The sequence below is a fragment of the Streptomyces sp. CB00455 genome (genome assembly GCF_001905445.1).
Classification (GTDB): domain Bacteria; phylum Actinomycetota; class Actinomycetes; order Streptomycetales; family Streptomycetaceae; genus Streptomyces.
On the sequence record NZ_LIVQ01000005.1, the window covers coordinates 339,593 to 364,020 of the forward strand.

Annotated in this window: 24 protein-coding genes and 1 pseudogene; 12 read left to right on the forward strand and 13 right to left on the reverse strand. The window is 73.3% G+C overall.

Going from position 1 to position 24,428, the window contains the following annotated elements; translation table 11 throughout:
• Window positions 1-9: 9 nt before the first annotated feature.
• Entirely contained in the window at window positions 10-1,329 is a 1,320-nt protein-coding gene (locus AMK16_RS21760; protein ID WP_073918302.1) for an ABC transporter substrate-binding protein, read from the reverse strand.
• A gap of 156 nt (window positions 1,330-1,485) precedes the next feature.
• Between AMK16_RS21760 and AMK16_RS21765 the strand changes: the two genes are divergently transcribed.
• Window positions 1,486-2,796, forward strand: a complete 1,311-nt coding sequence (locus AMK16_RS21765; protein ID WP_073918303.1) for an ROK family transcriptional regulator — start codon at window positions 1,486-1,488, stop codon at window positions 2,794-2,796.
• Window positions 2,797-2,981: 185 nt separating this feature from the next.
• Here the strand turns inward: AMK16_RS21765 and AMK16_RS21770 are convergent, their stop codons facing one another.
• From AMK16_RS21770 to AMK16_RS21785, 4 genes are all read right to left on the reverse strand, one after another.
• The gene (locus tag AMK16_RS21770) at window positions 2,982-3,779 is read right to left on the reverse strand and encodes a maleylpyruvate isomerase N-terminal domain-containing protein (RefSeq protein WP_107417208.1); all 798 of its coding nucleotides are present in this window, start codon (window positions 3,777-3,779) and stop codon (window positions 2,982-2,984) included.
• Window positions 3,780-3,894: 115 nt separating this feature from the next.
• On the reverse strand, window positions 3,895-4,146 hold the full coding sequence (locus tag AMK16_RS21775) for a hypothetical protein (RefSeq protein WP_073918306.1): 252 nt from the start codon (window positions 4,144-4,146) through the stop codon (window positions 3,895-3,897).
• A gap of 243 nt (window positions 4,147-4,389) precedes the next feature.
• Window positions 4,390-5,748, reverse strand: coding sequence for an erythromycin esterase family protein (locus AMK16_RS21780; RefSeq protein ID WP_073918308.1), 1,359 nt, complete (start codon window positions 5,746-5,748; stop codon window positions 4,390-4,392).
• A gap of 119 nt (window positions 5,749-5,867) precedes the next feature.
• Window positions 5,868-6,944, reverse strand: coding sequence for an RNA ligase (ATP) (locus AMK16_RS21785; protein ID WP_073918309.1), 1,077 nt, complete (start codon window positions 6,942-6,944; stop codon window positions 5,868-5,870).
• A 333-nt stretch (window positions 6,945-7,277) separates the two neighbouring features.
• Here AMK16_RS21785 and AMK16_RS21790 point away from each other — a divergent pair.
• The 4 genes and pseudogenes from AMK16_RS21790 to AMK16_RS21805 all read left to right on the forward strand — a co-directional run.
• Window positions 7,278-7,403: pseudogene (locus AMK16_RS21790) on the forward strand (SDR family oxidoreductase); the annotation flags it as partial.
• Between the two features lie 293 nt (window positions 7,404-7,696).
• On the forward strand, window positions 7,697-8,263 hold the full coding sequence (locus AMK16_RS21795; protein ID WP_073918310.1) for a DUF1062 domain-containing protein: 567 nt from the start codon (window positions 7,697-7,699) through the stop codon (window positions 8,261-8,263).
• A gap of 397 nt (window positions 8,264-8,660) precedes the next feature.
• On the forward strand, window positions 8,661-9,074 hold the full coding sequence (locus AMK16_RS21800) for a hypothetical protein (RefSeq protein WP_073918311.1): 414 nt from the start codon (window positions 8,661-8,663) through the stop codon (window positions 9,072-9,074).
• Window positions 9,075-9,250: 176 nt separating this feature from the next.
• Complete coding sequence (locus tag AMK16_RS21805) at window positions 9,251-10,093, forward strand: MerR family transcriptional regulator (RefSeq protein WP_073918313.1); 843 nt, start codon at window positions 9,251-9,253, stop codon at window positions 10,091-10,093.
• Between the two features lie 257 nt (window positions 10,094-10,350).
• Here AMK16_RS21805 and AMK16_RS21810 read toward each other — a convergent pair whose 3' ends face one another.
• Window positions 10,351-10,647 carry a hypothetical protein gene (locus tag AMK16_RS21810; RefSeq protein ID WP_073918314.1) on the reverse strand — a complete coding sequence of 99 codons (297 nt, stop codon included), beginning with the start codon at window positions 10,645-10,647 and terminating at the stop codon, window positions 10,351-10,353.
• A 172-nt stretch (window positions 10,648-10,819) separates the two neighbouring features.
• On the opposite strand from AMK16_RS21810, the gene AMK16_RS21815 reads away from it, so the two are divergent.
• The gene (locus AMK16_RS21815; protein ID WP_073918316.1) at window positions 10,820-11,281 is read left to right on the forward strand and encodes a hypothetical protein; all 462 of its coding nucleotides are present in this window, start codon (window positions 10,820-10,822) and stop codon (window positions 11,279-11,281) included.
• Between the two features lie 144 nt (window positions 11,282-11,425).
• Here AMK16_RS21815 and AMK16_RS21820 read toward each other — a convergent pair whose 3' ends face one another.
• Entirely contained in the window at window positions 11,426-12,388 is a 963-nt protein-coding gene (locus tag AMK16_RS21820) for a helix-turn-helix transcriptional regulator (RefSeq protein ID WP_199885512.1), read from the reverse strand.
• Between the two features lie 173 nt (window positions 12,389-12,561).
• Between AMK16_RS21820 and AMK16_RS21825 the strand changes: the two genes are divergently transcribed.
• The gene (locus tag AMK16_RS21825) at window positions 12,562-13,026 is read left to right on the forward strand and encodes a DUF3224 domain-containing protein (RefSeq protein ID WP_073918869.1); all 465 of its coding nucleotides are present in this window, start codon (window positions 12,562-12,564) and stop codon (window positions 13,024-13,026) included.
• Between the two features lie 118 nt (window positions 13,027-13,144).
• On the opposite strand, the gene AMK16_RS21830 is transcribed toward AMK16_RS21825, so the two are convergent.
• Window positions 13,145-15,877, reverse strand: coding sequence for a DNRLRE domain-containing protein (locus tag AMK16_RS21830; protein WP_073918319.1), 2,733 nt, complete (start codon window positions 15,875-15,877; stop codon window positions 13,145-13,147).
• Window positions 15,878-16,114: 237 nt separating this feature from the next.
• Window positions 16,115-18,040 carry a glycoside hydrolase family 5 protein gene (locus AMK16_RS21835; protein ID WP_073918320.1) on the reverse strand — a complete coding sequence of 642 codons (1,926 nt, stop codon included), beginning with the start codon at window positions 18,038-18,040 and terminating at the stop codon, window positions 16,115-16,117.
• A 233-nt stretch (window positions 18,041-18,273) separates the two neighbouring features.
• On the opposite strand from AMK16_RS21835, the gene AMK16_RS21840 reads away from it, so the two are divergent.
• Window positions 18,274-18,576 (forward strand): hypothetical protein, encoded by a 303-nt coding sequence (locus AMK16_RS21840; protein ID WP_073918322.1) that lies wholly within the window; start codon window positions 18,274-18,276, stop codon window positions 18,574-18,576.
• A gap of 116 nt (window positions 18,577-18,692) precedes the next feature.
• Here the strand turns inward: AMK16_RS21840 and AMK16_RS21845 are convergent, their stop codons facing one another.
• Entirely contained in the window at window positions 18,693-19,553 is an 861-nt protein-coding gene (locus tag AMK16_RS21845; RefSeq protein WP_338014465.1) for an MFS transporter, read from the reverse strand.
• Here AMK16_RS21845 and AMK16_RS21850 point away from each other — a divergent pair.
• The 3 genes from AMK16_RS21850 to AMK16_RS21860 all read left to right on the forward strand — a co-directional run bounded on the left by AMK16_RS21850 (window position 19,537) and on the right by AMK16_RS21860 (window position 21,391).
• Window positions 19,537-19,953, forward strand: a complete 417-nt coding sequence (locus tag AMK16_RS21850; RefSeq protein ID WP_443333592.1) for an MFS transporter — start codon at window positions 19,537-19,539, stop codon at window positions 19,951-19,953. The genes AMK16_RS21845 and AMK16_RS21850 overlap by 17 nt on opposite strands.
• Window positions 19,954-20,161: 208 nt before the next feature.
• Window positions 20,162-20,620 carry a Crp/Fnr family transcriptional regulator gene (locus AMK16_RS21855; RefSeq protein WP_199885513.1) on the forward strand — a complete coding sequence of 153 codons (459 nt, stop codon included), beginning with the start codon at window positions 20,162-20,164 and terminating at the stop codon, window positions 20,618-20,620.
• 327 nt (window positions 20,621-20,947) lie between these two features.
• On the forward strand, window positions 20,948-21,391 hold the full coding sequence (locus AMK16_RS21860; RefSeq protein ID WP_073918323.1) for a subtilase-type protease inhibitor: 444 nt from the start codon (window positions 20,948-20,950) through the stop codon (window positions 21,389-21,391).
• 129 nt (window positions 21,392-21,520) lie between these two features.
• Here AMK16_RS21860 and AMK16_RS21865 read toward each other — a convergent pair whose 3' ends face one another.
• Complete coding sequence (locus tag AMK16_RS21865; RefSeq protein ID WP_073918325.1) at window positions 21,521-22,393, reverse strand: GNAT family N-acetyltransferase; 873 nt, start codon at window positions 22,391-22,393, stop codon at window positions 21,521-21,523.
• Between the two features lie 47 nt (window positions 22,394-22,440).
• On the reverse strand, window positions 22,441-22,878 hold the full coding sequence (locus AMK16_RS21870) for a hypothetical protein (protein WP_073918326.1): 438 nt from the start codon (window positions 22,876-22,878) through the stop codon (window positions 22,441-22,443).
• A gap of 224 nt (window positions 22,879-23,102) precedes the next feature.
• Here AMK16_RS21870 and AMK16_RS21875 point away from each other — a divergent pair, with 224 nt between their 5' ends.
• Window positions 23,103-23,921, forward strand: a complete 819-nt coding sequence (locus AMK16_RS21875) for an SIR2 family NAD-dependent protein deacylase (RefSeq protein ID WP_079191651.1) — start codon at window positions 23,103-23,105, stop codon at window positions 23,919-23,921.
• A gap of 8 nt (window positions 23,922-23,929) precedes the next feature.
• Here AMK16_RS21875 and AMK16_RS21880 read toward each other — a convergent pair whose 3' ends face one another.
• Window positions 23,930-24,412 (reverse strand): VOC family protein, encoded by a 483-nt coding sequence (locus tag AMK16_RS21880; protein WP_073918328.1) that lies wholly within the window; start codon window positions 24,410-24,412, stop codon window positions 23,930-23,932.
• Window positions 24,413-24,428: the final 16 nt, after the last annotated feature.

A 24,428-nucleotide genomic window follows, 5' to 3' on the forward strand; every position in this document is an offset into this window, starting at 1 on the left:
GGGCGGTGCTCAGTTCGACATCTGCTGCTGGGCCTTGGTGAGCTTCGCCCTGACCGTTTCGGCGGTCACCGGGCGGCCGGCCGCGGCGTCGGCGAAGAGCTCCTTGACGGCGGTGCCGACGGCGCTCTCGAACTGCGACTCCTCGGGGACCTGCGGCAGCGGTGCGGCGCTGGTGGCGAGGGTGTTGCGCAGCACGGTGAGGTCCTCGGTGGCGAAGGCCGCGTCGCTCTGGGCGGCCTTGACCGGCGGGATGGAGCCGTAGGTCTTGTTGAGGAGCTTCTGCTCCTCGTCGCTCGTCATGAACTTCACGAACTTCAGGGCGCCGTCGATGTTGTCGGTGTTCTTGAAGACGGCCATGTTGATGCCGGCGACCATGGAGGTGGTGTTCCTGCCGGTGCCGGGGGCGCCGCCGGCGGGTACGGGGACGGGGGCCACGCCCCAGTCGCCCTCCTTCATGCCGTGTGCCTTGAAGCTGCCCGCCGCGTTCTGCCACAGGACCATGGCGGTCTTGCCGTTGGCGAAGTCCTGGAGGGACTGGTTCTTGTCGTACTCGGCGTTGCCGGGCGCGATGATCTTGTCCTTGGCCATCAGGTCGACGTACTGCTTGACGGCCTCGACGTTCGCGGGGGTGTCGAAGGCGGGTCTGCCCGCGGCGTCGAAGAAGTCGGCACCGTGCTGCTTGGAGAGGACGAACGCCTGGTGGATGTTGTTGGAGAGGTTGGAGCCCTCCGCGCCCAGAGCCCACTTGCCGTCCTTCGTCAGCCTCCGGCCGACGGTGACCATCTCGTCCCAGGTGGCGGGGGGCTTCTCGACGCCCGCCTCCTGGAACATCTTCTTGTTGTAGTAGAGCGCGTAGGACATCGAGTAGAGCGGGACGGCGGCCGGGTCCTTGCCGCTCGCGCCGGCCGAGCCGATGGCGGACTCGACGAAGCGGTCCCGGCCGCCGATCGCCTCGAAGTTCTCGGCGTTCCAGGGGAGCAGGGCGCCGGTGGCCTGGAGGGAGGAGGACCAGGTGTTGCCGATGTTCAGGACGTCCGGGCCCTGGCCGGAGGCGGTGGCGGCGAGGATGCGGTTGAGCAGGTCCGACCAGGGGACCACTTCGAGCTTGACCTTGATCCCGGTCTGCTGCTCGAACTTCCCCAGCTCGGGAGCCAGGGTGGCCTGGTCCGCCGTGATGTCCGGGCCCTGGTTGGAGGCCCAGTAGGTGAGCTCCTTGGGGGCGGTGTTGGAACCGCCCCCGCTGTCCGCGGATCCGCCGCCGCAGGCGGTGACGGCGGTGGCGAGGAGGGAGACTGTGACGGCGGCGGCAGCGGCTCGGGTTCTGCGCATGGCGGCTCGGTCCCTTTCGGCGGGGCTGGGGGAAGGCCGGCGTGGCATGCTCCGTCCAGGCCTTAATTTAGGACGTGAGTTAAGCCCCGTGAAAGGGTCGCGTCAAGGGGTCGCGCAAGGGTATGTTGCGAACGATGTCACTGCGGAAGGGGCCGGATGACCACGGGGCGTAGCGGGCGAACGGTGCGGGACCTGCGGCGGGGCAACAGGAGCGCCGTCCTCCAACGGCTCTACTTCGGCGGGCCGATGAGCCGGCAGGAGCTGGGCCCGGCCACCGGGCTGAGCTCCGGTTCCGTCAGCAACGTGGTCGGAGAACTCGTCGCGGACGGACTCCTGGAGGAGGCCGGCGTCGTCGACTCCGACGGCGGCCGCCCCCGCACCCTGCTGCGCGTGGCTCCCGGCAGTGCGCACATGATCGGCGTCGACGTCGGCGAGACACGCGTGCGCGTCGAGCTGTTCGACCTGACCCTCACCGAACTCGCCCGCGCCGAGATGCCGTTGCAGCCGCGCGGCTGCTACGACGTGGGCCCCGTGGTCGGCCACATCGCGGAGGGGATCACCGCCGTGCTCACCGAGGCCGGCATCGGCACGGAGCGGCTGCTGGGGGTGGGTGTCGGGGTGCCCGGCATCGTCGACCGGGACGCGCCGGGCGGGGCGGTGGTGCACGGCCAGACCATCGGATGGGAGGCGGTGCCGCTCGAGGAACGGCTGCGCGCCACCGGAGTCCTGCCGCAGGAGGTCCCGTACATCATCGACAACGGTGCGCGGACGCTCGGCCAGGCGGAGATGTGGTTCGGGGCGGGGCGCGGGGCCCGCGAGGCGGTGGTCGTGCTGTTCGGTTCGGGCGTCGGCGCAAGCCTGATCACCGACGGCTCACCGGACGGCGGGACGACGGAGGGGACCCCGCTGGAGTGGGGGCACCTGACGGTCTCCGTACGCGGACGGCGCTGCCGCTGCGGGGCGCTGGGCTGCCTGGAGGCGTACACGGGGGCCGAGTCCCTGCTGGCGCGGTGGGCGGAGCGGGGCGGGGGCCCGGTGGACTGCGTGGACGAGGAGGAGGCCCTCTCCGCCCTGCTGGCGGCGGCCGGCAGGCAGGACCGGGTCGCGCTGGAGGTCCTGGAGGAGACCGCGGAGTACCTGGGAGCGGGGTTGTCCGACCTGATCAACCTCTTCCAGCCGGAGCGGATCCTGATCGGCGGCTGGGCAGGCCTGATGCTGGGACCGCACATCCTCCCGGCGGTGCGCGAGCACGCGACGCGGTATTCCCTGCGCCATCCCGCCGGACGGGTCACCGTCACACTGGGCTCGCTGGGGCCGGACGCGGTCACGGTCGGCGCGGCGACGCTCCCGCTGTCCGCCTTCTTCGCCACGGGCGGGCGCCGCGCTACCCCCCGGCCCCGCACCGAACCCCCGGGCTGGCGCACGGCCCTGCGCATCCGCGGCGAGGCCACCCCCCACCACGCATGACCCGAAGCCCCCGCCCGCGACGTGGCCCCCGTCACCCGACTCCGCGCCGAGGGCCACGACATCCGGGACGAGGACATCGCCCGGCCCTCCCCGCCCAAGCACAAGAACCGAGGCCACCACGGCGCGGCTGTAGCCGGTGGCGGGAGGCACACCCCGGGGCGTACGAGGGGGCACATCGTCACGTCCTACTCATCCGGGTCCCAGGCGCTGAGCTGGTCGAAGAGACGTCGGTCGCCGTCGAGCTCGAGGGAGTTGACCGGGATACGGCCGTGCAGGAAGAGGACCAGCTGGTCGGCCGTGCCCGAGGCGGAGGCGTTGGCCGCGTGCGCATCCTGGTCGGCAGCGGTGGCCGATGTGCTGCCGGGCCCGGGGAGAGAGGCGGTCCGTGCGCCGTCGGCGGAGAGCGAGAGGCGCCAGGATCGGCCCTCGGAGGCGTGGAAGTCGACGACAGCGGGCTCGTGCGGCCAGGCACTCGCCGTTGCGACGCAGGTGGACAGGAACTCGTCGACACCGTCGAGTGCCACCTCGGCCGACAGCGGCTGCGGGGCGCCCACGGTGATCTGGGCGTCGTAGGTGTGCACCGCCATCTGCTGGAGCTGGTGCCGGGCTACGGCACCGGAGGTCTGCGGCGACTGCGAGGTCTCCCACCACGTCCAGCAACCGCGATCCGGGCCGGCCTTCCGCAGTGCGTCCAGCAGTTGCTCCGTGGACTCCGCCAGCCAGGCCAGCAGGGCCTCGCGCTCCCGAGGCACAGCAGGGGCGCCCTCCGCCGCCGACTTGGCCGGAGCAGGCCCTGCGGCGACGGTGACGGCCCAGTCGCGGCGCCCCTCGCCGATGTGCTGCGCCAGATCGAACAGCGTCCACTCGGGGCAGGTCGGCACCCGTACGTCGAGGCTGGGCGCGGAGGCGACCGCGGCGCGGAAGGCGGTCGACCGTTCGTCGATCAGTCGCAGCAGAACGGGGAACCCCAGTGTCATTGTCACCCTGGATCTCTATCACTGCGTTCCGACAATCGGACAGCGATTTTCACGGCCGCCGCAGGCGGACCCGCACCACCACGGACGAACGAGGAAGAACCTCTCCACCACCGACCGCGCGTCACACACGGTGCTCCCCCCGAATACCGACCCGCGCGCCGTGTGAGGCGCCAGTCCGGGGCAGCAGGGCCGCGGTCGAGCGTTCGTCCCCGCCCGGGCCCCGCACCCCGGCCGGCCCGTCGGAGAACACCATGACGCCCAGTCCCACGGCCGGTTCGGGATGCGTGCGCCAGGTGTCGGCGCCGGTCAGCAGGCGGACGCCCCGCCGGAGGCCGAGCCTGTGGGCGCGCCGGTCCTCGTGGCCGTCGTGCATCCGGGTAGCCCTTTCGGCGCGGAACATAGGAGCACGCGGGAGCGGGCGCGCGAGCGGGCGCGGGCGCGCCGGGGCGCCTGCGGGGCTGAGCGCCTGGAGCACAGCACGTCACGTGGCGGGATCGCCGGGAGCACCGCACCGGCCGGGTGGGGCCCCGGGATTCCGGGGAGAGCGCTCTCCCCAGAATCCCGGGGGAACCGGGACGCTGTCAACGCCCGCGTCGGGCGCCCCTCTTGGACCGCTTCACTCCGCTCCCGGCGACGGCGGCGCCGACAACCGCGCGGCCTCCACGCGGTGGAGGTGGACGAGGACGTCGTGCGCCGCGCCGAGCGCGACCGGGTACTGCGCCCCGGGGCCGGGATACTCGGTGCCGATGCTCTTGGTGGTACGGGCCGTGGCCAGCCATGACCGGGCCGCAGCCGGGGCGGTACGCAGGTCCAGGACGTAGTCGCGGTGGCGGACCCGGTCCAGGGTGTGTTCGTTCGTGCCCGGCTCCGAGGGGCCCACGGTGTGCACGCGCACCTTCCCGTCCGATCCGGTGGCGTTGAACGAGCCCTGGTCGAAGGTGGTGCCGATGCTCACGTAGTCCTCGCCGAGCGCGTCACGCAGGTAGCCGCCCTGTGTCCTCGGGTAGTGCTCCGGGTCGTAGGTCCGCAGGGCGACGTGCGCGGTGTGGGCCGACAGCAGGACCTTGTCCCCGGTGTGCTCCTCCCACCAGGCGACGTTCCGCGCCATGAGCGCGTCGCGGTAGTCCATGGCCTGCGCGACCTGCCCCGGATCGTCGAAGTCGAAGGAGTATCCCCTGGCCGTCTGGTCGATGGCGGTGGCGTGCTGCACGGCCCAGGCGTACGCCTCGCCGCCGCCGGCCGCCGGCCCGGGACCCTGCTGCCGCAGCAGCTCCAGGGCGCGCCCCGTCCTGGCGGCCATCTCCTGCCGCTGATCCAGCGGCCGTTCCATGTAGCCCTTCATGTAGGCGTCGACGGTGGTCGTGGGCTCGGGCCGCAGGCCCCGGTAGAGCTCGGCGAATTGCGGCAGCAGCTCGGGACGGGCCTCGGCCAGGTAGGCGGTCACCGCGTCGTAGGGTTGCGGTCCGGCGTATCCGAAGTCGTCGCCCATGAACTGCACCGGGTCCTGCGGATGCCGGAGGTTGTAGTCCCGCATCCACCGGATCAGGTCGAGGTAGTCGCTGTTGTTCCACCAGGAGTAGCTGTTCTGGAACTCCTCACCCATGATCCGCGCCGGATCGCCCTTGCCGTGCAGCACGTAGTCGTTGAGCCGCAGCCCGCTGCTCCAGCTCCCCTCCAGGGCGAAGCTGCGGAAGCCCTTCTCCTCGACGAGGTAGCGCAGGACCCGGTGCTTCATCGCGAAGAACTCGTGCGAACTGTGCGTGGATTCCCCCAGGCCCACCACCCGGGCGTCCTTCACCATGCGTCCGAGGGGCCGCAGGTCCTCCAGACTCCCCCGGGGCTCGGTGGTGCGCAGCGGGTACGCCCCGCGCTCCAGGGCGGACACCGGTGAGGTGGCCGAGGAAGCGGGTGCGGCGGCTGCCACCGCCCCGAGGGTGAGGAGCAGTGCGAGGAGGGCCGGCCTGTGTTTTCTCATGCCCCAAGACTTCCGTCCGGCGGGGGCGGCGGCCATACGGTCAGCCCGTCGGCCGGGGGTGGGGCTGCCTCCACCGACTCATTCCGGGCCGCCCCCCGTTCGGCGACCGGCCGCGCCCCTCACTCGTACTCCGTGCCGCCCTTCCTGGTCAGGTAGGCCGGGCTGACGGCCTTGGCGATGGCGCGGCCGCCCACGACCGGGCTGTACCGCTCCGCGGCCGGCCTGATCACGACGCCCTCGCGCAGGTGCAGGCCCCGCCCGGAGAGGGTCTCGCGGCCGCTCGCCAGGTCCAGCACCGTACCGAGGTCGTACGGGCCCTCGTACAGGCGTGGCACCAGGGGCAGTTCCCCCTCGCGCAGGACGGCCGCCGGGTCCAGCCACCGCACCTGGCCGTCGATTTCGGCGGAGACGTCGAAGACGGCGTATCCGGGCGGGCTGCCGGCGGTGCGCACGTCGGTGCCGTAGGCGAGGTCCTGGACGCCCGAGCCGTACACCTCGCCGAAGATCCCGACGCGGGTCGCGCCGAGCCGGGCGGCGAGGGCGGCGGCGACGGCCGGCAGGTGGTGACCGCGCACGGCCCGCCAGTAGAGGTTGCGCTCGTCCTCCGTCAGCGCGAGACCCTTGGAACCGAAGCCCTTGGAGGAGACCAGGGACCGCGCGCCCTGCGCGACGTACGTGAACAGGCAGGCGGTGCCGTGCAGTTTCTCGGTGAGGACCACCGGCTCGCCGGGCTCGAAGAGGTGGGGGTAGCGCTGAAGGTTCTCGATGTCCACCCAGGGCAGCAGGTCCGGGGCGGATTCGACGTCGCCGTTCATGGTGGTGGGGACGGGCGCGGCCCATTTGGTGATGCCGAGCAGTTCCGCGAAGTCCGTCTCCGCCTCGGCGGCCTTCGCCAGGTCGGTGTCCGCGAGGGCGCGCGGCCGGCAGACCAGCCCCTGCGAGAGCTCTCCGCGCAGGCGGACGGCCTTGACGCGGTCGGCGGAGCTGCCCGCGAGCCGTCCGGTCAGACCGAGCTCCTCGATCAGGGCGGCCGGGAGGACGGCCTGTTCGGGGATGTAGAGCGCGAACTCACCGGTGCGGTAGGCGCCCTTGGCGACGACGGCGCGGTACAGGCCCACCTGGGCCAGCTCCAGGGCGTCGGCGTTCGGGTGCTCGTGTACGGTCAGCTCTTCGACGGTGACCCGCAGGGTCGACATGGGAGGGCTCCTCGGCTGGGGCGACGGGCTTCGCCGGGCGGCCGCGGACTGCGGCGCGCCGGTGGCGGTCACCACTCTCCGGTCCGGCTTTTCCACTGGTCCAGCGGTTATCCCGGTGCTAAGGGCTGTCCCGTGATCCCCGGTGGATCAGCGCACGGCGTCAGATGCGGTGCCTCGCACGGCGGAGGGGCACCCTCATACCGGGCGTATGGGGGCGTTCCGACAACGCGGCGAGGCGCCGTAGCCGGCGTCGTGCGCCCGCCGGGGATTGCGGGACAGCCCTTGGCCTGCCGCGCTGCCCGGCGGCGCGCGTGCGTGACTCCGGCCCCTGCGGCGCCGCGGATCCCGCTCGGCCGGCCCGGGCAGCCCGAGGAGATCGCGGGAGCCGTCGCCTGGCTGCTGTCACCGGACTCCTCGTACACGACGGGCGCCGTCCTGCGCGTCTCCGGGGGACGCTGACCGCCGGCCGGGCCGTGGCTCCTGGCGCGGCGGGATCCGGCTGAGACGGCGTAGGACCCGACCGGGCGGGCGGGGGTGCTGCGGGCGACCGGCGCGGAGCATCGCCCCCTGTCGGAAAATCAGTGGAACGGCACTCCCGCGTGCCGTTAGCGTGCTCCCGCCCGTAACCAGCCGGTCAAGGACGTGCCGTTGTACACCAAGTGAGACCCCCCGAGCGCTGATCCGTCGCGCGTCGCACCTGTGCGCCGCGCCCCTTTTCGCTGCGGTCTTCTCACTGGAACCGGTGTATTTCTGTGTCCGAAAACTGGGTGGTCGTACCCACCTGCCTGCCCGTCGTCCTCCGCCGCTGTCCCAGGTGCGCCTTCGGGCGCTTCCGGGCGAACGGCGCGTTCCGCGTCAACGCGCACCACAAGCTCCTCGACGCCTGGCTCCTGGCGCTGTGCACCAGGTGCGGGGACACCACCAAGCTCACGGTCCTGGAACGGGTGAACGTCCGTTCCGTACGGCCTGAGCTCCTGGACCTGTTGCACGCCAACGACGTCGGCCTTGCGGCCGAGCTGCTCCAGGACCCGGGTGTGCGCCGCCGCAATCACATCGCCCTCGACTGGGACGGCGCCTGGCGCCTCGACACCGGCGGCCCGGATCAGGCGCATCGGCCGCATCGGCCTGACGGCGAGGCGATCGAGGTCTCGGTCGGTTTCGCGGCGCGTATACCCGTGCGGCCGGTGCGACTGATCGCGGAAGGTTTCGGCCTTTCGCGGGCCGAGGTCGAACGACTGATCGCCGAGGGGAATGTGGTGTCCACCGTGCGCCTGGGCGGCAGACTCTGCGGGGACTTCACCTTCATGCTCAAACGCTGAGTCCCCAGCCGAGTCCTTCCGGGCGCGTGGCACGGGCACCCCCAGGCCCCCGGCTCTGAGGGTGCCCGTGCCACGCGCCCTTCCGCGGCGGGGCTGGACGGCGGCGCCCTGGTCGGCACCGCGGCGGCGTCGGGCATCGACCACCGCAACCGGTCCGCGCGCACCGGGCTCGGACCGCTGCCGTCCCCCCGCGCCCCTGTTCGCTTCCCGGCCTCCGACCCGACGGCTCCTGCCCGCACCGGCCGTTGGGGCCGGGTCCGCTCGAATCGCGACACGGGTCGGGGACCCGGTCCGGGCGCGGCCGGCGCGGCGGCGGAACGGTTCCGCTCCGGGGTGGGGTCACCCGGACGCGTGAGAGCGGGGCGCGGCCGTGCGGGACGTACGGCAAGGTGGTCGGATGCAGTTACGCCGGGCCGTGCCCCTTTCCCTCTTCGCGCTCCTCGCCACCGCCGGCTGTGTCTCCGTCGGCCCGCAGGACGTGGCTCCGGTTCCCGCACGCGGTTCCGTACCGCCCCCCGACGCGACCGCGCCCGACCTGCCGCCGCCCCTGCCCCTGGGGACGCTGCCGCCGCCCGCGGCGGATCCGGCCGGCGCCGGAGCGGACCAGGCCGCGGCGCGGCCCCCGGACACGGCCCCACGCCCCGCGAAACCGGCGGCCCCGGCCCGCCGCCCGCGCGCGGCCAAACCGGCGGCCCCCCACTCCCGCCGGCAACCGGCCCCGCCGCCCCGCATGGACGAGCTGTGCGCGGCCGCGGAGGGGACCGTACCGCCGTCCGTCGTGGACCTGTGCCTGCGGCAGTACGGCCGCTGACCGGCCGTGGGCCGGCCGCGGGCCGGGGTGCCGTGGGCCGTGGGCCGAGGCATCGGAGCCGGGGTGCGAGGCGCCGGAGCCGGGGTGCGAGGCGCCGGAGCCGGGGTGCGAGGCGCCGGAGCCGGGGTGCGAGGCTTGACCCTCCCCCCGTGTCAGGGCTTGCAGTGGAAGGCGTCATGTTCACCATCGGAGACTTCGCCAAGCACGGCCGGGTGTCGGTCCGCATGCTGCGTCACTACGACGCCCTGGGACTGCTGCGCCCGGCCCGCGTCGACCCCTTCACCGGCTACCGCTCCTACGAGGCCGGGCAACTCGCCCGGCTCAACCGGCTCGTCGCGCTCAAAGACCTCGGCTTCACCCTCGAACAAGTGGGGACGATCCTCGACGAGAGGGTGGGCGCGGAGGAGCTGCGCGGCATGCTGCGGTTGCGGCAGGCGGAACTGGAGAGCGCCATGGCCGCCGCGGCGGCCCGGCTGGTCCAGGTCGAGGCGAGGCTCCGGACCATCGAGAGCGAGGGAACCATGCCTGGCGACGACGTCGTCCTCAAGAGCCTCCCGCCCGTCCGCCTCGCCGAGCTCGCCGGGATCGCGGCGAGCTACGGCCCCGAGGACATCGGCCCGGTCATCGGCCCGCTGTACGAGGAGCTGTGCCGCCGGTTCGAGGAGGCCGGCGTGGCACCCGACGGCCCCGGTCTCGCCTACTACGAGGACGCGCCCGGCACGGAGGCCGGCACGGCCGTCCTGGTCCACGCCGGGCTGCCGGTGGCGTCCCGGGTCCGCGCCGAGGACCTGGGGGGCGGGGTGCGGATCGTCACCCTGCCGGCGGTGGAACGTGCGGCGACGGTGGTGCACCGGGGCTCGATGGACTCGGTGCTGCCGACGGCCCAGGCCCTGGCACGCTGGATCGACGCCCACGGCCACCGCTCGGCGGGATACGCGCGCGAGCTGGCCCTCGCCTGCCCCGAGGACCGCGACCGGTGGGTCACCGAACTCCAGGAGCCGCTGGCCGGCACGCCCTGACCGCACCTGCGGTGCGCGCATGCAGCGCGTACTGGTGGGGGGGATCGGCAGCGCCGGGAAGTCCACGCCGGCCCGGGCCGGAGCGTCAGCCCGGCCTTCGCGCAGGACACGGCCCGTCCGGCCGGGACCGAACGGTGGATCTTCCATTCGCCGGGCTACCCGGCCGTGCGGGACCTGCTCCGGGAGCGGGCCGACACCGTCGTCCGGCTCGGGCTGACGTAACGCAGGCTCAGGGGACCGAGGTCACAGGCCGAGGCTCAGGGGCGGCGGGCGCAGACGCGGGCGCAGCGGCGGGCCGTTTCCTGCCGGGCGGCACGCAACCGGTGCAGGGTGGTGTGGCCGCGGCGGCTCCACTCGGCCCGGGGCAGCCCGGGCCGCCGGCCACCGCCCGCGATCAGCGCGTTGACCGGGGTCATCGGGTCGGCGGCCATGGCCTTGGCGAGCAGGACGCCGACGACGAGGGGAACCAGTGCCACGGCCAGGGCCGAACCGGCGGTGGTCACGTGCTGCATGCGCGGGCGGATCGTCGCGCCGCGCTTGGCGTCGGAGTTCATGACCCCATTCGACCAGTGGCGGCGGGGCGGGGAATCGGGGCGGATACTCAGGCTGTTGGGCACGACGTACTCAGACGGGCGCTGCGTGCTCGGCTGATACGACGGGCGCGACGGCGGGGCCGGACGCCACGCGCACGACGAGCGAGCGGGACGAGCGGACGGTGGGGCGGCGATGACGGAATCCGGACAGGGCTTCGAACCGGCGACGGGCGACGGCCCGGCATCAACGGCCTCGGCGGATGCCGGGCGGCCCGCGCAGGTCCGCACGGCGTACGAGGGCCTGCTGCAGATCCGCCGTACGGTCAACGGCCCGGCGGGCGCGGCGGTTCCCGCCCCGTGGGAGGTACGGCAGCTGCCGCGCGCCGTGGCCCTGGCGCTGGAGGCATCGGGCTTGCCACCCTCGGCCGTGGACCAGCAGGGCCGGCCCGCGAGCACGGGCTACCGCGTGGCCGCAGGTCCGGAGCCCGGGCGGGCCGAGGTGACCTGGGTCGGCCCCCGGGGCGGCGGCGTGGCCGAGGAGGAGCAGGAGCGGCTGACCGCCTGTGCGGAGGCCCTGGAACGGCTGGGCTGGGTGTGCCTCCTCTACCGCGGCCCCCGCCGCCGGCGCTTCCTCGAAGTGGAACCCCCGCGCTGACGCGGAACCCCCGGACTGCGACCACGGCAGCGCCGGCGCCCCGCACTGCCGGTTTTGACGGCAGTCAGCCGCCGAGCCGGACGCGCCACGGTCGCCAGACGCGACACAGCGGCACGCCGACGACGACAGACGCCCCGCCGTACGTCAGCGGTAGCGGGCGGCCAGTGCCTCGGCCGTGGCGGCGACGGCGGCCCGCAGCGCGGGGGGCCCGAGCACCTCGGCTTCCGTGCCCAGCCGCAGGAGGTCGCCGACCGCGACGGCTTCGGATTCGACCGGCAGCCACAACCGCGTCCAGCCGTCCCGGTCGGCCGCTCCGGCGTCGGCGAGCGCCCTCCTACCCGCCGCGCCGAACAGCATCGGCAACAGGCGCCGTCCCCGGGCCGAGAGGCGCAGCTCGGCGGTCTGTTGGTGGAGTACGGCGTCCAGGCGGTCGGTGGACGCGCGCCAGTACGCGCCGAGTTCGAAGCCCTCGGGCCGCTCGAAGGTGCCGGCGCCGGTGTCCACCGCCAGGAACCGGGAGACCCGGTAGGTCCGTACGGAGTCCTCGGTCCGGCCCGCGAGGTACCAGATGCCGCCCTTGAGGACGAGGCCGAGCGGCTCCAGCTCACGGTGCACTTCGCCGCCCCATCGGCGGTAGTGGGCGTGCAGGATCCGCTGGTCCCATACGGCCTGGGCGATCCGCGCGAGGTGCGGGACGGGGTCGGCGTCCCGGAACCAGGCGGGCGCGTCGAGGTGGAAGCGGTCCTGGATCCGCTTCGCCCGGGCGGCGAGGGCGGCGGGCAGCGCGGCCTCCAGTTTCAGCTGGGCGGCGGCCAGGTCGGCGCCGAGGCCGAGCTCCCCGGCGGGCCCGGGCGCGCCGGCGAGGAAGAGGGAGCCGGCCTGGGCGTCGGTGAATCCGGTGAGGCGGGTGCGGTAGCCGTCCGCCAGCCGGTACCCGCCCGCCGGGCCGCGGTCGGCCAGCACGGGGACCCCCGAGGCGCCGAGCGCCTCGACGTCCCGGTAGACGGTCCGGACGGACACCTCCAGCTCGGCGGCGAGTTCGGGAGCGGTCATGCGGCCGCGGTTCTGCAGCAGCAGGAGCAGGGAAAGGAGCCGGTCGGCGCGCATGGCGCCCATTGTCCACGTACCTGACAGCAGGTGTCAGGTACCGCTGCCAGGCTGTGGACACGGGCCGGGGGAATCCCCGGACCCCCGATCTCCCGATCCCTCGATCACCCGATCTCCCGATCCCCCGATCCCACTGCGCCGGGATGACCGCCCGGCGCGCCGAGAGGACCCTCGTGCCCACGTCCAGCAGCGCCCCTGCCACCCCTGCCACCCCCGCCCCCGCATCCGCCCCCGCGTCCGCGCAGACCGGCGGCGTCTTCACCTTCGCCGACTGGCAGGAGCACCCCCTCGGGCCGCAGGGGACCACCCCGCGGCTCGCGCAGGCCAGTGTCACCAACTCCTTCACCGGCCGCATCGAGGCGCCCGCCACCGCCTGCGCGTACACGGTCGCCTACACCGGCGACGACACCGGCACCTATACCGGCATGGAGCTGGTCTCCGGCAGCGTCGACGGCCGCGAGGGCGCCTTCGTCCTTGAGGAGCGGGGCACCTTCGGTCCCACCGGTACCACCTGCCACTTCGAGGTGGTACCGGGCTCCGCCACCGGGGAGCTCACCGGGCTGACGGGAACCGGCGGGTTCACATCCCGTCACGGCGAGCCCTCCGTGACGTACACCTTCACCTACGACATCGCCTGATCCCGGCCCCGGGCACGCTCCGTCCGCCCGGGAACGCGTCGGGGCGCGGACCGGTACGGCCCGCGCCCCGACGGCGTTCGCGCCGCGGCTCAGTTCACCGCAGGCGACACCTCGCACGTCACGGTGCGCCGAAGGTGAGCGTCAGCTGCGGCGTGCCCTCGCCGGACTGCTGCTCCGAGGACCACAGCCACAGTGCGTCCGTACCGGCGCTGCTCAGGGCCAGGCTGTAGCTGCCACCGAGCGCCGCCGCGACGGCCTGGGTACCCAGGCCCGTGGTGTGCACCGCGGAGCCGTCCGGGATCCCGGCGAAGCCGCCGAGCGCCGGGCCGCCCAGTGCCGGGCGGTTGTTGTAGGTGGTACCGGCCTCCGTCCAGGCCCCGGTGACCGGGACGACCGAGACGGTGTCGGCCGTCCCCGCCCCGCTCATCGTGCTCGTCTTCACGCTGAGGGTGGCGGCCTTCAGCACCGTGCCCGCGGGCGCGGGCGGCAGGTTGAACCGCAGGTAGCTCGCGTAGAACGAGGTGCCCCGCACGGCCAGCGAGGTCGAGGCCCCGTAGTTGGTGTCGGGCGCGCCCGCGTTGGCGTAGGTGTCCTCCGCGGCGGTGACCTGGACCACCGAGTCGGCGGGGGCGGTGGCCAGGGCGTAGTGGTTCTGCACCTGCGCCGCACTCAGGACGGTCGGGTAGACGGCGGTCTCGTCGAGCTGCCCGGCCCAGTAATCACTGGTGGGACGGTCCGGCCAGCCGCTCAGGTTGTCGCCGCCGGCGTGCCAGTAGCCCGAGTAGTTCTCGTGCGCGGTGACGTCGAGGGTGCCCTTCTGGACGCCGTCGACGTAGAGGGTCATCCCGCCGGGGCCCTGCGTCCCGACGACGTGGTGCCACTGGTCGTCGTTGTAGGCGCCGCTGGTGGTGACGGTGCGGGTGGCTCCGGTGTAGACGCCGTAGACCAGCCGGCCGTCATTCGTCATGTAGATGTGCTTGTCGTACTGATTGCTGGCCCGTGACTGGTTGCTCCCGAAGCCGACGAGCTTGCCGCCGCGCGTCGTGTTGGTCTTGAACCAGGTCTCGATGGTGTAGGTGCTGCCGACCGTCTGCCGCTTGTCCCCGTACACCTGGGTGTCGGCGCCGTTGAAGCCGATCGCCGTGCCGGCGCCCGAGACGGCACCGGGCGTCTGCCGCAGGGCGGGGGCCCCCAGGTGCACGCCGCTCTGGTTCCCGCCGTCGGAGGAGTCGGCGACGAAGGGCACGGTCGACTCGTCGTAGCGCCAGTACTGCTGGGCCCCGTCGGTGCGCACCTGGTTCGGGTAACCGTCCACCGACGTCGGCACGGTCACGCTCGCGGTCCCCGACAGGGCGCTGGTGTTGCCGGCCGCGTCGGTGGCCGTCACCCGGTAGGTGTAGGACTGGCCGGCCGTGACGGTGGTGTCGGTCCAGGACGCCTGCGGGCGCCGGAAGAAGAGCGAGTCGGCCGTGACGGTGGCGACCGGGGTGGGCGCGCCGTTGCGGTAGATCCGGTAGGTCAGCGCGCTGTCGTCCAGATCGAGGCTGGTGCGCCAGCGCACCTGGACCTCACCGGGCTTGAAGCCGACCGCGCCCGCGACGGGCACGGTGGGGGCGCCGGTGTCCCCGGTGGAGGCGAAGCGCGTCAGGCTCTGCTGCGCCGCACCGTTGACGGTGGTGAATTCGCCGCCGACCCAGAGGTACTGGACCCCGCTCTTGGAGCCGACCGTCAGGGCACGCGGGCCGATGCCCTCGCCGATGCCGTCGTTGGTGTCGGGGGCCCAGCCCAGCTTGCCGGTGCCGCTGGTGGGCTGGGCGAGCAGGTGGTGGCGCTGGCCGTCGGGGAACTCGCCGACACTGGAGCAGTCGTGTGCGTGCGAGGCGCTGTAGAGCACGTTCCGGTACGGCAGCACGGCCTGGGTGGCGCCGAGGCAGGTGTCGCGCCAGCGCTGGCCGAAGCCGGCGAGGTCGAGCGCGATGCGGCCGTCGAAGACGCCCCCGCCCGTGCCCTCGTTGGCGGTGTAGAAGCCGGTGGCGTCCGTTGCGATGTCCTTGACCACGGAATTGGTCTCGATGAAGCCGGGGTAGGAGGTGGTGAGCGCCCCGCTGGTCGCGTTCACCACCGCCAACGCGTGCGTGTTCGTACCGTTGACGGTGAAGAAATCGCCGCCCAGGACGACGCTGGCGCCGTCCGGGGTGACCTCGACGGCCCGCCCGGGCTCGTCGGCGTCGGCGGTGAAGGGAAGGAGCGAGCCGTCGGCGGCGTCGACCGCGGCGAAGCGCCGGCGTTGCTGCCCGGCGACGGTGAGGAAGTCGCCGCCCGCGTAGACGGTGTCCGCGGTGACGGCGAGGGCGCGGACGGTGGCCGCGACGGCCGGGCGGAAGGAGGTCTTGACGGTGCAGGTCTCCACGTCGATGGCGGCGAGGCTGGAGACGGGGGTGCCGTTGACGGCGCCGAAGTAGCCGCCCGCGTAGAGGGTCTTCTTGTCGGGCGAGAGGGTGAGGGCGCGGACGGTGGCAGTGCCGCCGCCGACGGTGAAGGACAGCGAGCAGGAGGTCGGGGCTCCGGTGGCGGCGTCGAGGGCGGCGAAGTTCACGGCCGGCTGCTCGCTGCCGCCGCCGCCCGCGGGTGGCCGTACGGTGGAGAAGGTGCCGCCGACGAAGACCTGGCCGCCCGCCTCGGCGAGGGCCCAGACGATCCCGTTGGGCTGCCAGGTCGTCAGCGCGTCGGCGGTGAAGGCGACGGGCGGGGTGACGGCCGCCGCCGGTGGGACGAGGCCGAGACCTATGCCCGCGCCGGTCGTGGCCAGGGACAGGGCCAGGGCGGCCGCCGGCCTGCTGGATCTACGCATGAACCCCCCAGTTCGTTGTGCGGGGGTCGTGGGGCGGGCGACCAAGTGGGTCATGGCCGAAAACCGCCCAACGGCCGTCCGTAAATGTAGGTACGGGCGCACCCTAGGGTGATGTGACGCTCCGTTCACGCCACTTGACGTATCGGATGCCAAATTGCTCCACTCCCGGACCGCCGGACTGCCGGACGGCCGGACTGCCGGACGGCCGGACTGCCGGACCCCCGGACCCGCGGCGGCTCAGGCGGAGGGCAGGGACCGGCAGAGGAGGGCCGCCGGGGAGGGGCGGGCCGCGGCCCGGGTCGTGAAGGCGATGCCCGCCGCGTACTCCGTGGGCAGGCACTGCCCCTTGTAGTGCCCTTGGGCGAACTCGCCGCCGGGGCCGCCGGACGGGCGGTTGTCACCGCGGTCGAACCAGAGCGTCCGGCCGCCCGCGGCCAGGACCGTACGGGCCGGCGCGCACAGGGCCGCCGAGACCCGCTCCCCGCGCAGGCTGTAGCCGATGAGGAACTGTCCGGCCGGGCACTGCAGTTTGGTGTAGCCGCCGGCCCAGTCTCCGCCGGGCGGGACGTGGCGCTCGTCACGGACCGCGGTGTTCCCCCCGGTCGGGGCGCGCAGGCCGGAGGTGGCGCACAGGCCGCGCCCGCCCGTGTGGGTGGTTCCTGCCAGAAGCGCGCCGTCCGGGCAGACCGCCTTGCGGGCGCCCGGGTCCCAGTCTCCGCCGGCCCGCGTCAGCAGGGAGGCGTTGTGGTCGCGGTGGTCGGTGGTCAGCTGGTACCAGGCCGGCGCGGGAGCCACGGGCCCGGAGCGGGCGGGGCTCGTGCCCAGCGTGGTCCAGTGCGCCGTGCGCCAGTCACCGGGGTCCAGGACACCGGTGCGGTGGCCGGCGGCGTCGTAACGCAGTACGGCCCAGGAGTCGCCGCCGGGGGCTCCCTGCGGGGTGGTGCTCCAGCCGACGAGCGGCCAGTAGGCGAAGTCCGCGTCGTTGCGCACCAGTTGGGCGGTGAGGCGGTCGAACCAGGTGCGCGGGACGGCGCCGGTCTCGTCGGCGCCGATGCCGAACTCGCTGATCCAGACCGGGGCGGTGAAGTGCGAACCCGTCTCCGCGGAGACGAAGAAGGCCTGGTCGTAGAGGGTCTGTTCCAGTTGCGCCGCGGTCAGGTCCTGGTAGCGCGGATCGCTCGTCTCCCCGATGCCGGTGGCGCCGCTGTGCCGGGGGCCGGTGTATCCGTAGAAGTGCGCCGAGTACACCAGCTTGCCCGAGACGGCCAGGGTGTGGGACAGGGTCCGTACGGGGGTGAGGACGGGCCGGCCGTGGGGGAAGCCGTCGACGGGCAGGCCGGTCCAGTTGATGCCTTCGATCACGATCAGCAGGTTCGGGTTGCCCTCGGTCAGGATGCGGTCGGCGGCTTCCTGGGCGGCGGCTTGCCAGTCGTGGCCGTCGCCCATGCCCCAGTTGGGGTCGTCGAGGACGTCACGGCGGACCTCGTTGTAGAGGTCGGCGCCGACCACGCGCGGGTTGTCCCGGTAGCGGCGGGTGAGGAAGACCCAGTCGTCCGCCCACCGGGCGGTCGTGCGGCCGCTGTTCCAGCGTTCGTTTCCGTCGAGTCCGCAGCACCAGCGGGTGGTGACGGTGTGGTTGTTGAGGATGACGGCGAAGCCGCCTTCGGTGAGCGCGGCGACCACGGCGTCGTAGACCTGGAGGGGGGTGCGGCTTCGCAGTGCCGGGTTGGCCGCCACGGCGGCGTCCGGCACGGGGGCGGTGGCGCCGAGCATCTCGTTGGAGAAGGGCAGCCGGATGCTGTTGAGTCCCAGGGCGCGGAAGTCGGCGAGCAGGGCGGGCAGGGGTAAGCGGTCCAGGCCCAGCGGGATCCCGTGGGAGTCCTGCCCGCTGTGGTGCGTGGCGGGGTCGTTGCGGTCGCCCGAGCCGTTCCAGGACCCCTGGGCGCCGTCCCAGTTGCCGGAGCGCAGGCGGAAGCGGTTGCCCTGCGCGTCCACGATGTACCGGCCCCGGGTGGACAGCGGCGGGGTCCAGGTCTCGGCGGCTGCCCGCACGGTGGGCCCGGCCGGGGAGACGGGCGCCGCCATGGTCCGGGCCGGCAGGGCACCCGCCTGGAGCAGAGCGATGAGCAAGGCGCCCAGGACCACGCGTACGAGGCTCTTCATTTCGCTCCTGCCGGGTCCGGCCGGCCGGGGTCCGGGCGGCTGCCGCGGTCAAGTTACCGGCCGGTCGGCAACGGGGGAAGCCGCGTGCACGGGCCTCTTGCGGGCCTGCGCCGCGCCGCGGACGGGGGGCCACCCTGGCGAAACCGCCCCGCGACGGACCCGGACCCCTCTACGGTGCCCTCAGCGATGGGTGCGGCAGCGGGGGCCGAGCAGAGCACCGGAGGGTGGGGCGGATGGACGAGGAAGAGGACATGCGGCTGGCGGGGATGACCCCGGAGATCTCCCGCCGCACGCTCGTCCTGCTGCGCGGTCTCGCGGGTCTCGAACCGGCGGAGCAGGTGCCCGAGGAGGCCATGGTCGTCGCCGACGCGATCCTGGCGGAACACGGCACGGACGGGCTGCGGGTGCTGGTGATGACGTTGGCGGCCTGGGCGACGGCGCAGATCGAGAACGTCGCCGAGCTGAGCGGACGGAGTCACGAGGCCGTGCTGGACGCGATGGAGCTGGCCTGCCTGGAGGCGAACGGCGAGGACTAGGCCGTCGGGCGCCGGCTGCTGGACGGGGAGGGGCCGGGCCGCCGGGGCGGGAGGTGTTGCCCGGCTGCGCGTGACGGCGCTCTGCCCTGTTGAATGCCTGGTCAGCCGGTTCCTGGTCAGCCGGCTGCGGACTTCTGGCGGCGGGAAGAGCCCGGCAGGAATGCCGCGGCGGCGAAGCCGATGAGCCCGAGGACCGCCAGTGTGATCATCGCGGCGCCGTAGGCGTGGGCGGTGAGGCCGGCGACGAGGATGGTGCCGGCGACCGCGGTGCCGAGCGAGGAGCCGAGGTTGGAGATACTGCGCGACAGCCCGGAGATTTCGCCCTGCCGCTCCTCGGGAAAGCTCGACTGCACGATGTTGACCGACGGGGTCAGCATCGCGCCGATTCCCAGGCCGATCAGCAGCAGGCCGGGCGCGAAGGCCCAGGCACTCGGCGAGCCGCTCACCAGGGTCAGCAGGACGCCGACTCCGGCGATGGCCACGGCGAAGCCGGTCATGACGAGGGTGCGCTGTGCGTGCCGTTTCGCCAGGCCTGCGGCGGCCAGCGAGGTCACGAGCAGGCCGAGCGTGGCCGCCGTGAAGATCACACCGGTCTGGACCGCGTCGTATCCGCGCACGACTTGGAGGTAGGCCGCGACGACGAACGACGTCCCCATGAGCAGGAGCCACTGGATGTTCTGCGTGACGAGACCGAGATTGGAGGTGCGGTTGCGGAAGAGGCTGGTCGACAGGAGCGGCTCCTCGCCGGCCCGTTCCTTGGCGCGTACCGATCGGAAGAACCACCACAGCACGAGTGCGCCGAGGACGATCAGACCGAGCATCAGCCAGATGTTGTCGTCCGCCGCCAGGATCCCCGTGACGACGAGGATGAGGCCGACGGCCGAGAGGACCGCTCCAGCGGTGTCGAAGTGGCGCATGGGATCCGGCGGCAGGGGATCCTTGATGCGGCGGCTCAGCAGGATGATCAATGCGATCACGACGGCCTGGAACACGAAGGCCGCCCGCCAGCTGACGGCCACGATCTTCCTCCTGGTCATGGCGGCGCTGATGATCCCCGGCGGCAAGCTGACCGACCGTTTCGGCCGCAAGCGATGCTTCCTGGCCGGGCTGGTCGTCTACGGCGTCGGCGCGTTGCTGAGCGCGGTCTCCCCGGGCCTGGGCGTCCTCATCCTCGGCAACTCGATCCTGGAGGGGGTCGGCACGGCGCTGCTCATCCCGCCCGTCTACATCCTCACGACGCTCCTGTTCGCGGAAGGGACCTCACGTGCGCGCGCGTTCGGGGCCGTCATGGCGCTGGGCGGCATCCATCACGCCGTCCCCTGGAGCAGGGCGTCCGCCGGCCCCGGTGCACCTGCCTCAAGCGTGCTTCGCAGGTGAGCCCGCCGCACCCCGAACGCGACGCCCGAGGACTTGCCGGCGTCGGGCGACCAGCTCCGGAGCAGGGGCCCGGGCCCGGAAAAGCGCAGTCCCCAGGGCTCGTGGAACCGCCTGGCGAAAAGACGGCGCCCGCCGGGGCCGCGACCGGCGCGCTTCGGCGACACTGGGGGTAGCAGTGCGCCGTGGGGGGCCGTGATCGGAGGCCGTCGTGAGCACACCTTCCCCCGTCCGCGTAGCCGCCGTCCTGTCCACCGAGCACCGCGGACGGCTGATGTCCCAGGCCCACGAGGTCAATTTCCACGAGGGCGCGCACCTCTTCGACGAGGGCACCCGGGCGGACTCGTTCTGGATCGTGCGTTCGGGGACGGTGACCCTTCAGGTCCCCCTGACCGGCCGGCGGCCCACGCCCGTGGAGAACCTCGGTCCCGGTGAGCTGGTGGGCTGGTCCTGGCTGTTCCCGCCGTACGTCTGGCAGCTCAGCGCCGAGGCGATGACGCCGGTGCGGGCATACGAGTTCAACGGCACGAAGGTGCGGATGCTCATGGACGCCGATTGCGCCTTCGGCTCGGCCATCGGCCACTGGGTCGGGCGCGTACTGGCCCTGCGCCTGCACCAGACCAGGACCCGCCTCATCGACCTGTACGCCCCGCGCCTCGCGGCGGGCTAGCCGGCCCCGCGGCGCGCCGCGCAGCCCCGCCAATCCGTCCGCCGGAGGTTCGCGGCGCCGCGTCCCGGTGGCGTCCGGGGCCGCGTTCCGGCCGGTCGCAGGGGTTGTTCCCGGCCGCCCGCAAAGGTTCCGCGCACCCTTCCCGGTCGGTGTTCGGCCGATTCGGCGGGCTGCTCCGCCACAGGTCAGCCACCGCCGTACCGCTGCGGTCTGCACTCATTCACTCACGATCAGTGACGAGAAATCGCGGTCCGAACGGGCGTTCGCGGCGCGGTTGGGCGAGACTCTGTCCGCTATCCGAAACACCAACCCAAGGGAGTGTTCGAAATGCGGTCCATCACCAGGGGTCTCGGACTCGGTTCCGCCGCCATGGCGCTCACCGCGCTCACCGCGCTGGCGTGGCCGGGTACGGCAGGAGCCGCGCCTTCCGGTGCGGAGAGCCTGTACGCCCCGTCGGCGCTCGTGCTCGGGGTGAGCGCCGGAGACGACTCCGCGACCGGCACGGTACTGCGCGCGGTGACGCTGGTGTGCGCGCCGGCGCCGGGTGGCACGCACCCCAACCCCGCCGCCGCCTGCGCCGAGTTGCGCGCGAACGCCGCCCGGCTGGACCGGGTGACGGCGCCCGGCCCCGGAACCGCGTGTACCAAGGAGTGGAACCCCATGACCGTGACGGCCGACGGGGTGTGGCAGGGCCGCCGGCTGAAGTACGAGTACACCTTCGGCAACCCGTGCGGTCTGCGCGCCACCACCGGCGCTCTGTTCGGCTTCTGACGGCCGTTCCGGGGAGAAGGGGGGGACCGGCCGGGCAGGCGCGTCGACCGCCGCCCGGCCGGGCCACCGGCTCCGACTCCGACTCCGCCCTCGGCCCTCCGCTCTCCGCCTCGGGCCGCTACGGAAGAGTCAGCCCAGTTCGAGGCTCGTGACCCCGTAGATCCCGGCCAGTTCGAGCTCGGGAGCAGGCCCGGTGTACATCCGGGCGGCCTCGAAGACCGGGACCAGTCCCAGCCCCTTGAAGAGGGCGACCGCCCGCTCGTTCACGTCCGGTACGTCGACGGACACCAGCCCTCCGGGCGCGTGCTGCGCGAGCCGCCGCAGGAGGGCGAGGGCCACACCGTCGTCTGCGGCGTACAGCGGACCGATCCGGGACGGCCCGCTGCACGGGCGGATGACGCCGAGCCCTTCGATCCGGCCTTCGCGGACGGCGGCCAGTGCCGTGCGGCCGGGCAGAGCGGTCCAGGCGGACAGGAAGGCGTCGCGCGACTCGGGGAAGAACCGGCGGTCATAGGCGGCGAGCCGGCCGAAGGACAGCGTGGCCGCGTCCACGACCTCGATGCCGCCGGGGCCCGCGCCGTCCGGGTCCCGGCCACCCGAGCCGTGGGGCACCACCACCCCCTCGTAACGGACGTTGTTCCAAGCCGGACGGAAGCCGGACTTGCGGTAGTTGTCCTGCTGGGCGACGACCCCGTCCAGGCCGATGAGCCGCCCGTCGAGCCGCTCCATCGCGGCCCGCCAGAGGCGGATTCCGTGACCCTGACCGCGGAAGGAGGGACGGACGATGTAGAAGCCGATGAACCCGAAGCCGGCGCCGTAGCGGACGGCGGAGACGCAGGCCACCGGCCGCCCGCCGAGCCGGCCCACGAGGAACCCCCCGGGGTCGGCGACCGCGAAGGCGAACCGGTCCGAGTCTCCCGGGTTCCAGCCCTCCTCGTCGGCCCAGTCCCGGATCATCTCCAGGTCGGCGGCTCCGGCAACCGTGATCTCTGATCCCGTCATGTCCGGTGTTGTACCAGACCGTGACGGAGGCGCGCAGCAGGGCCCGGTCAGCCGGCGCAGATCACGTCGTCGAGCCGGATGGGCCGGGAGTCCAGGCGTACGTAGGCGGTGAAGGTGTCGGTCGCTCCTGTGCCCCGGTAGGTGGTGACGGTGGCCCACCCGACCCCGGCGGACTGGGCGACCGTGGCCGGCCCGACGCTGATGTCGAACGGCTCGTTCTGACCGCACAACAGGACGTCTGCGTACGGGTTGTCCCTCTGCTTGTCCTTGAGGAGCTGCGAGACCCGGGTCTCGCGTGCCAGCCGGGACGGTCCGTGGTGGCCGTAGAAGCCGGCGAGGAAGCCGGTGATCTCGCCGGCGGTGTGCCGCGCCGGCGCCCGGCCGGGCACCGGCGCGGCGTGGGCGGGGACGGACGACGAGGCCGGCGCCAGCAGGGTCAGCAGGGTCAGCAGCAGGGCGCCAAGGCTGAACGGCTTGAGCTTCATGTCCGGTGTGTACCCGCCCCGGGACCGGGACGGCCTCGACGCGGCCGGGATGTCACCCCAGTGGAGGCCGGGTTTCACCGCAGCACCCGCACTCCGGCATCCGAACGGCTGAACGGGCAGGGGCGGGGGGCGTGGAGAACCGCGCGGCCGCGGTGCTCGCGAGCCTGCCCGCGGTGGCGGTAATCCGGTCGCGGCGCGGCGGGGCCCGTACGTAGGGTCGGCTCATGGGGAAACCGCTCGTCGCCGTGTTCAGTGGGGCCGGCCTGTCCACCGACTCCGGCATTCCGGACTACCGGGGGCCGCAGGGTCTGTGGCGCCGTGAGCCGGAGGCCGAGAAGCTCGTGACCTACGCGTGCTACATGGCCGATCCGCAGGTCCGGCGCCGGTCCTGGCAGATGCGCGCCGCGATCGAGGCGATCGGCGCGCAGCCCAATGCCGCGCACGTGGCCGTGGCGGAGCTGGAGCGCGGCGGCGTCCCGGTGCGGGTCATCACACAGAACGTGGACGGGTTGCACCAGCTCGCCGGCATGCCCGCGCGCAAGGTGTTCGAGCTGCACGGCACCGCCCGCTCGGTGGTCTGCACCGCCTGCCGCGCCCGGTCGGACATGGCGCAGGCCCTGGCCCGGGTCGCGGCGGGGGACCCGGATCCCGCCTGCCTGGGGTGCGGCGGGATCCTCAAGGCGGCGACGGTCATGTTCGGTGAACGGCTCGACCCCCAGGTGCTGGGGCAGGCGACGGCCGTGGCCAAGGGGTGCCAGGTCTTCATCGCGGCCGGGTCGACCCTCCAGGTGCAGCCCGCCGCCTCGCTGGCCGGCATGGCGGCGGAGGCCGGGGCCCGGCTGATCATCGTGAACGCGCAGGAGACGCCCTACGACTCCCTGGCCGACGAGGTGATCCGCGAGCCGATCGGCACCGCTCTCCCGGCCCTGCTCGCCCGGATCGCCGCAGTGCCCGGCTCCCTCGGGGAACGCGGCTCCCTCGGGGCAGCCGGGGCCCCCGGGGCAACCGCGCACAGGACCCCGGGATCACCGGACGACGCCTGACCTCGCCCCTACTCCCCCGCGGCCGCGCGCCGCATCTGCGCCACGTCCAGTTTCTTCATCTTCAGCATGGCGGCGGTCGCGCGCGCGGCCCGCGCCGGGTCGGGATCGCTGATCAGGTCGATGGCCTCCTCGGGCGTCACCTGCCAGGACACCCCGAACTTGTCCTTGACCCACCCGCAGGCGGATTCCTGGCCGCCGTCCGCCGTGAGCGCCTCGTAGTAGTAGTCCGCCTCCGCGTCGTCCGCGCAGCGGATCTGGAAGGAGACGGCCTCGGTGAAGGGGAACTGCGGGCCCCCGTTGAGGCCGATGAAGCTCTGCCCGTTGATCTCGAACTCCACGACCATCACCTCGCCGGCGGTCCCCGGGCCCGCATCGGTGTAGCGGCCGATCCGTCCGAGCTTGCCGTCCTTGAACACGGACAGGTAGTAGTCGGCGGCGGCCTCGGCGTCGCCGTCGAACCACAGGCACGTGGTGAATCCGTTGCTGCTCATGTCTGCCTCCAGGCAC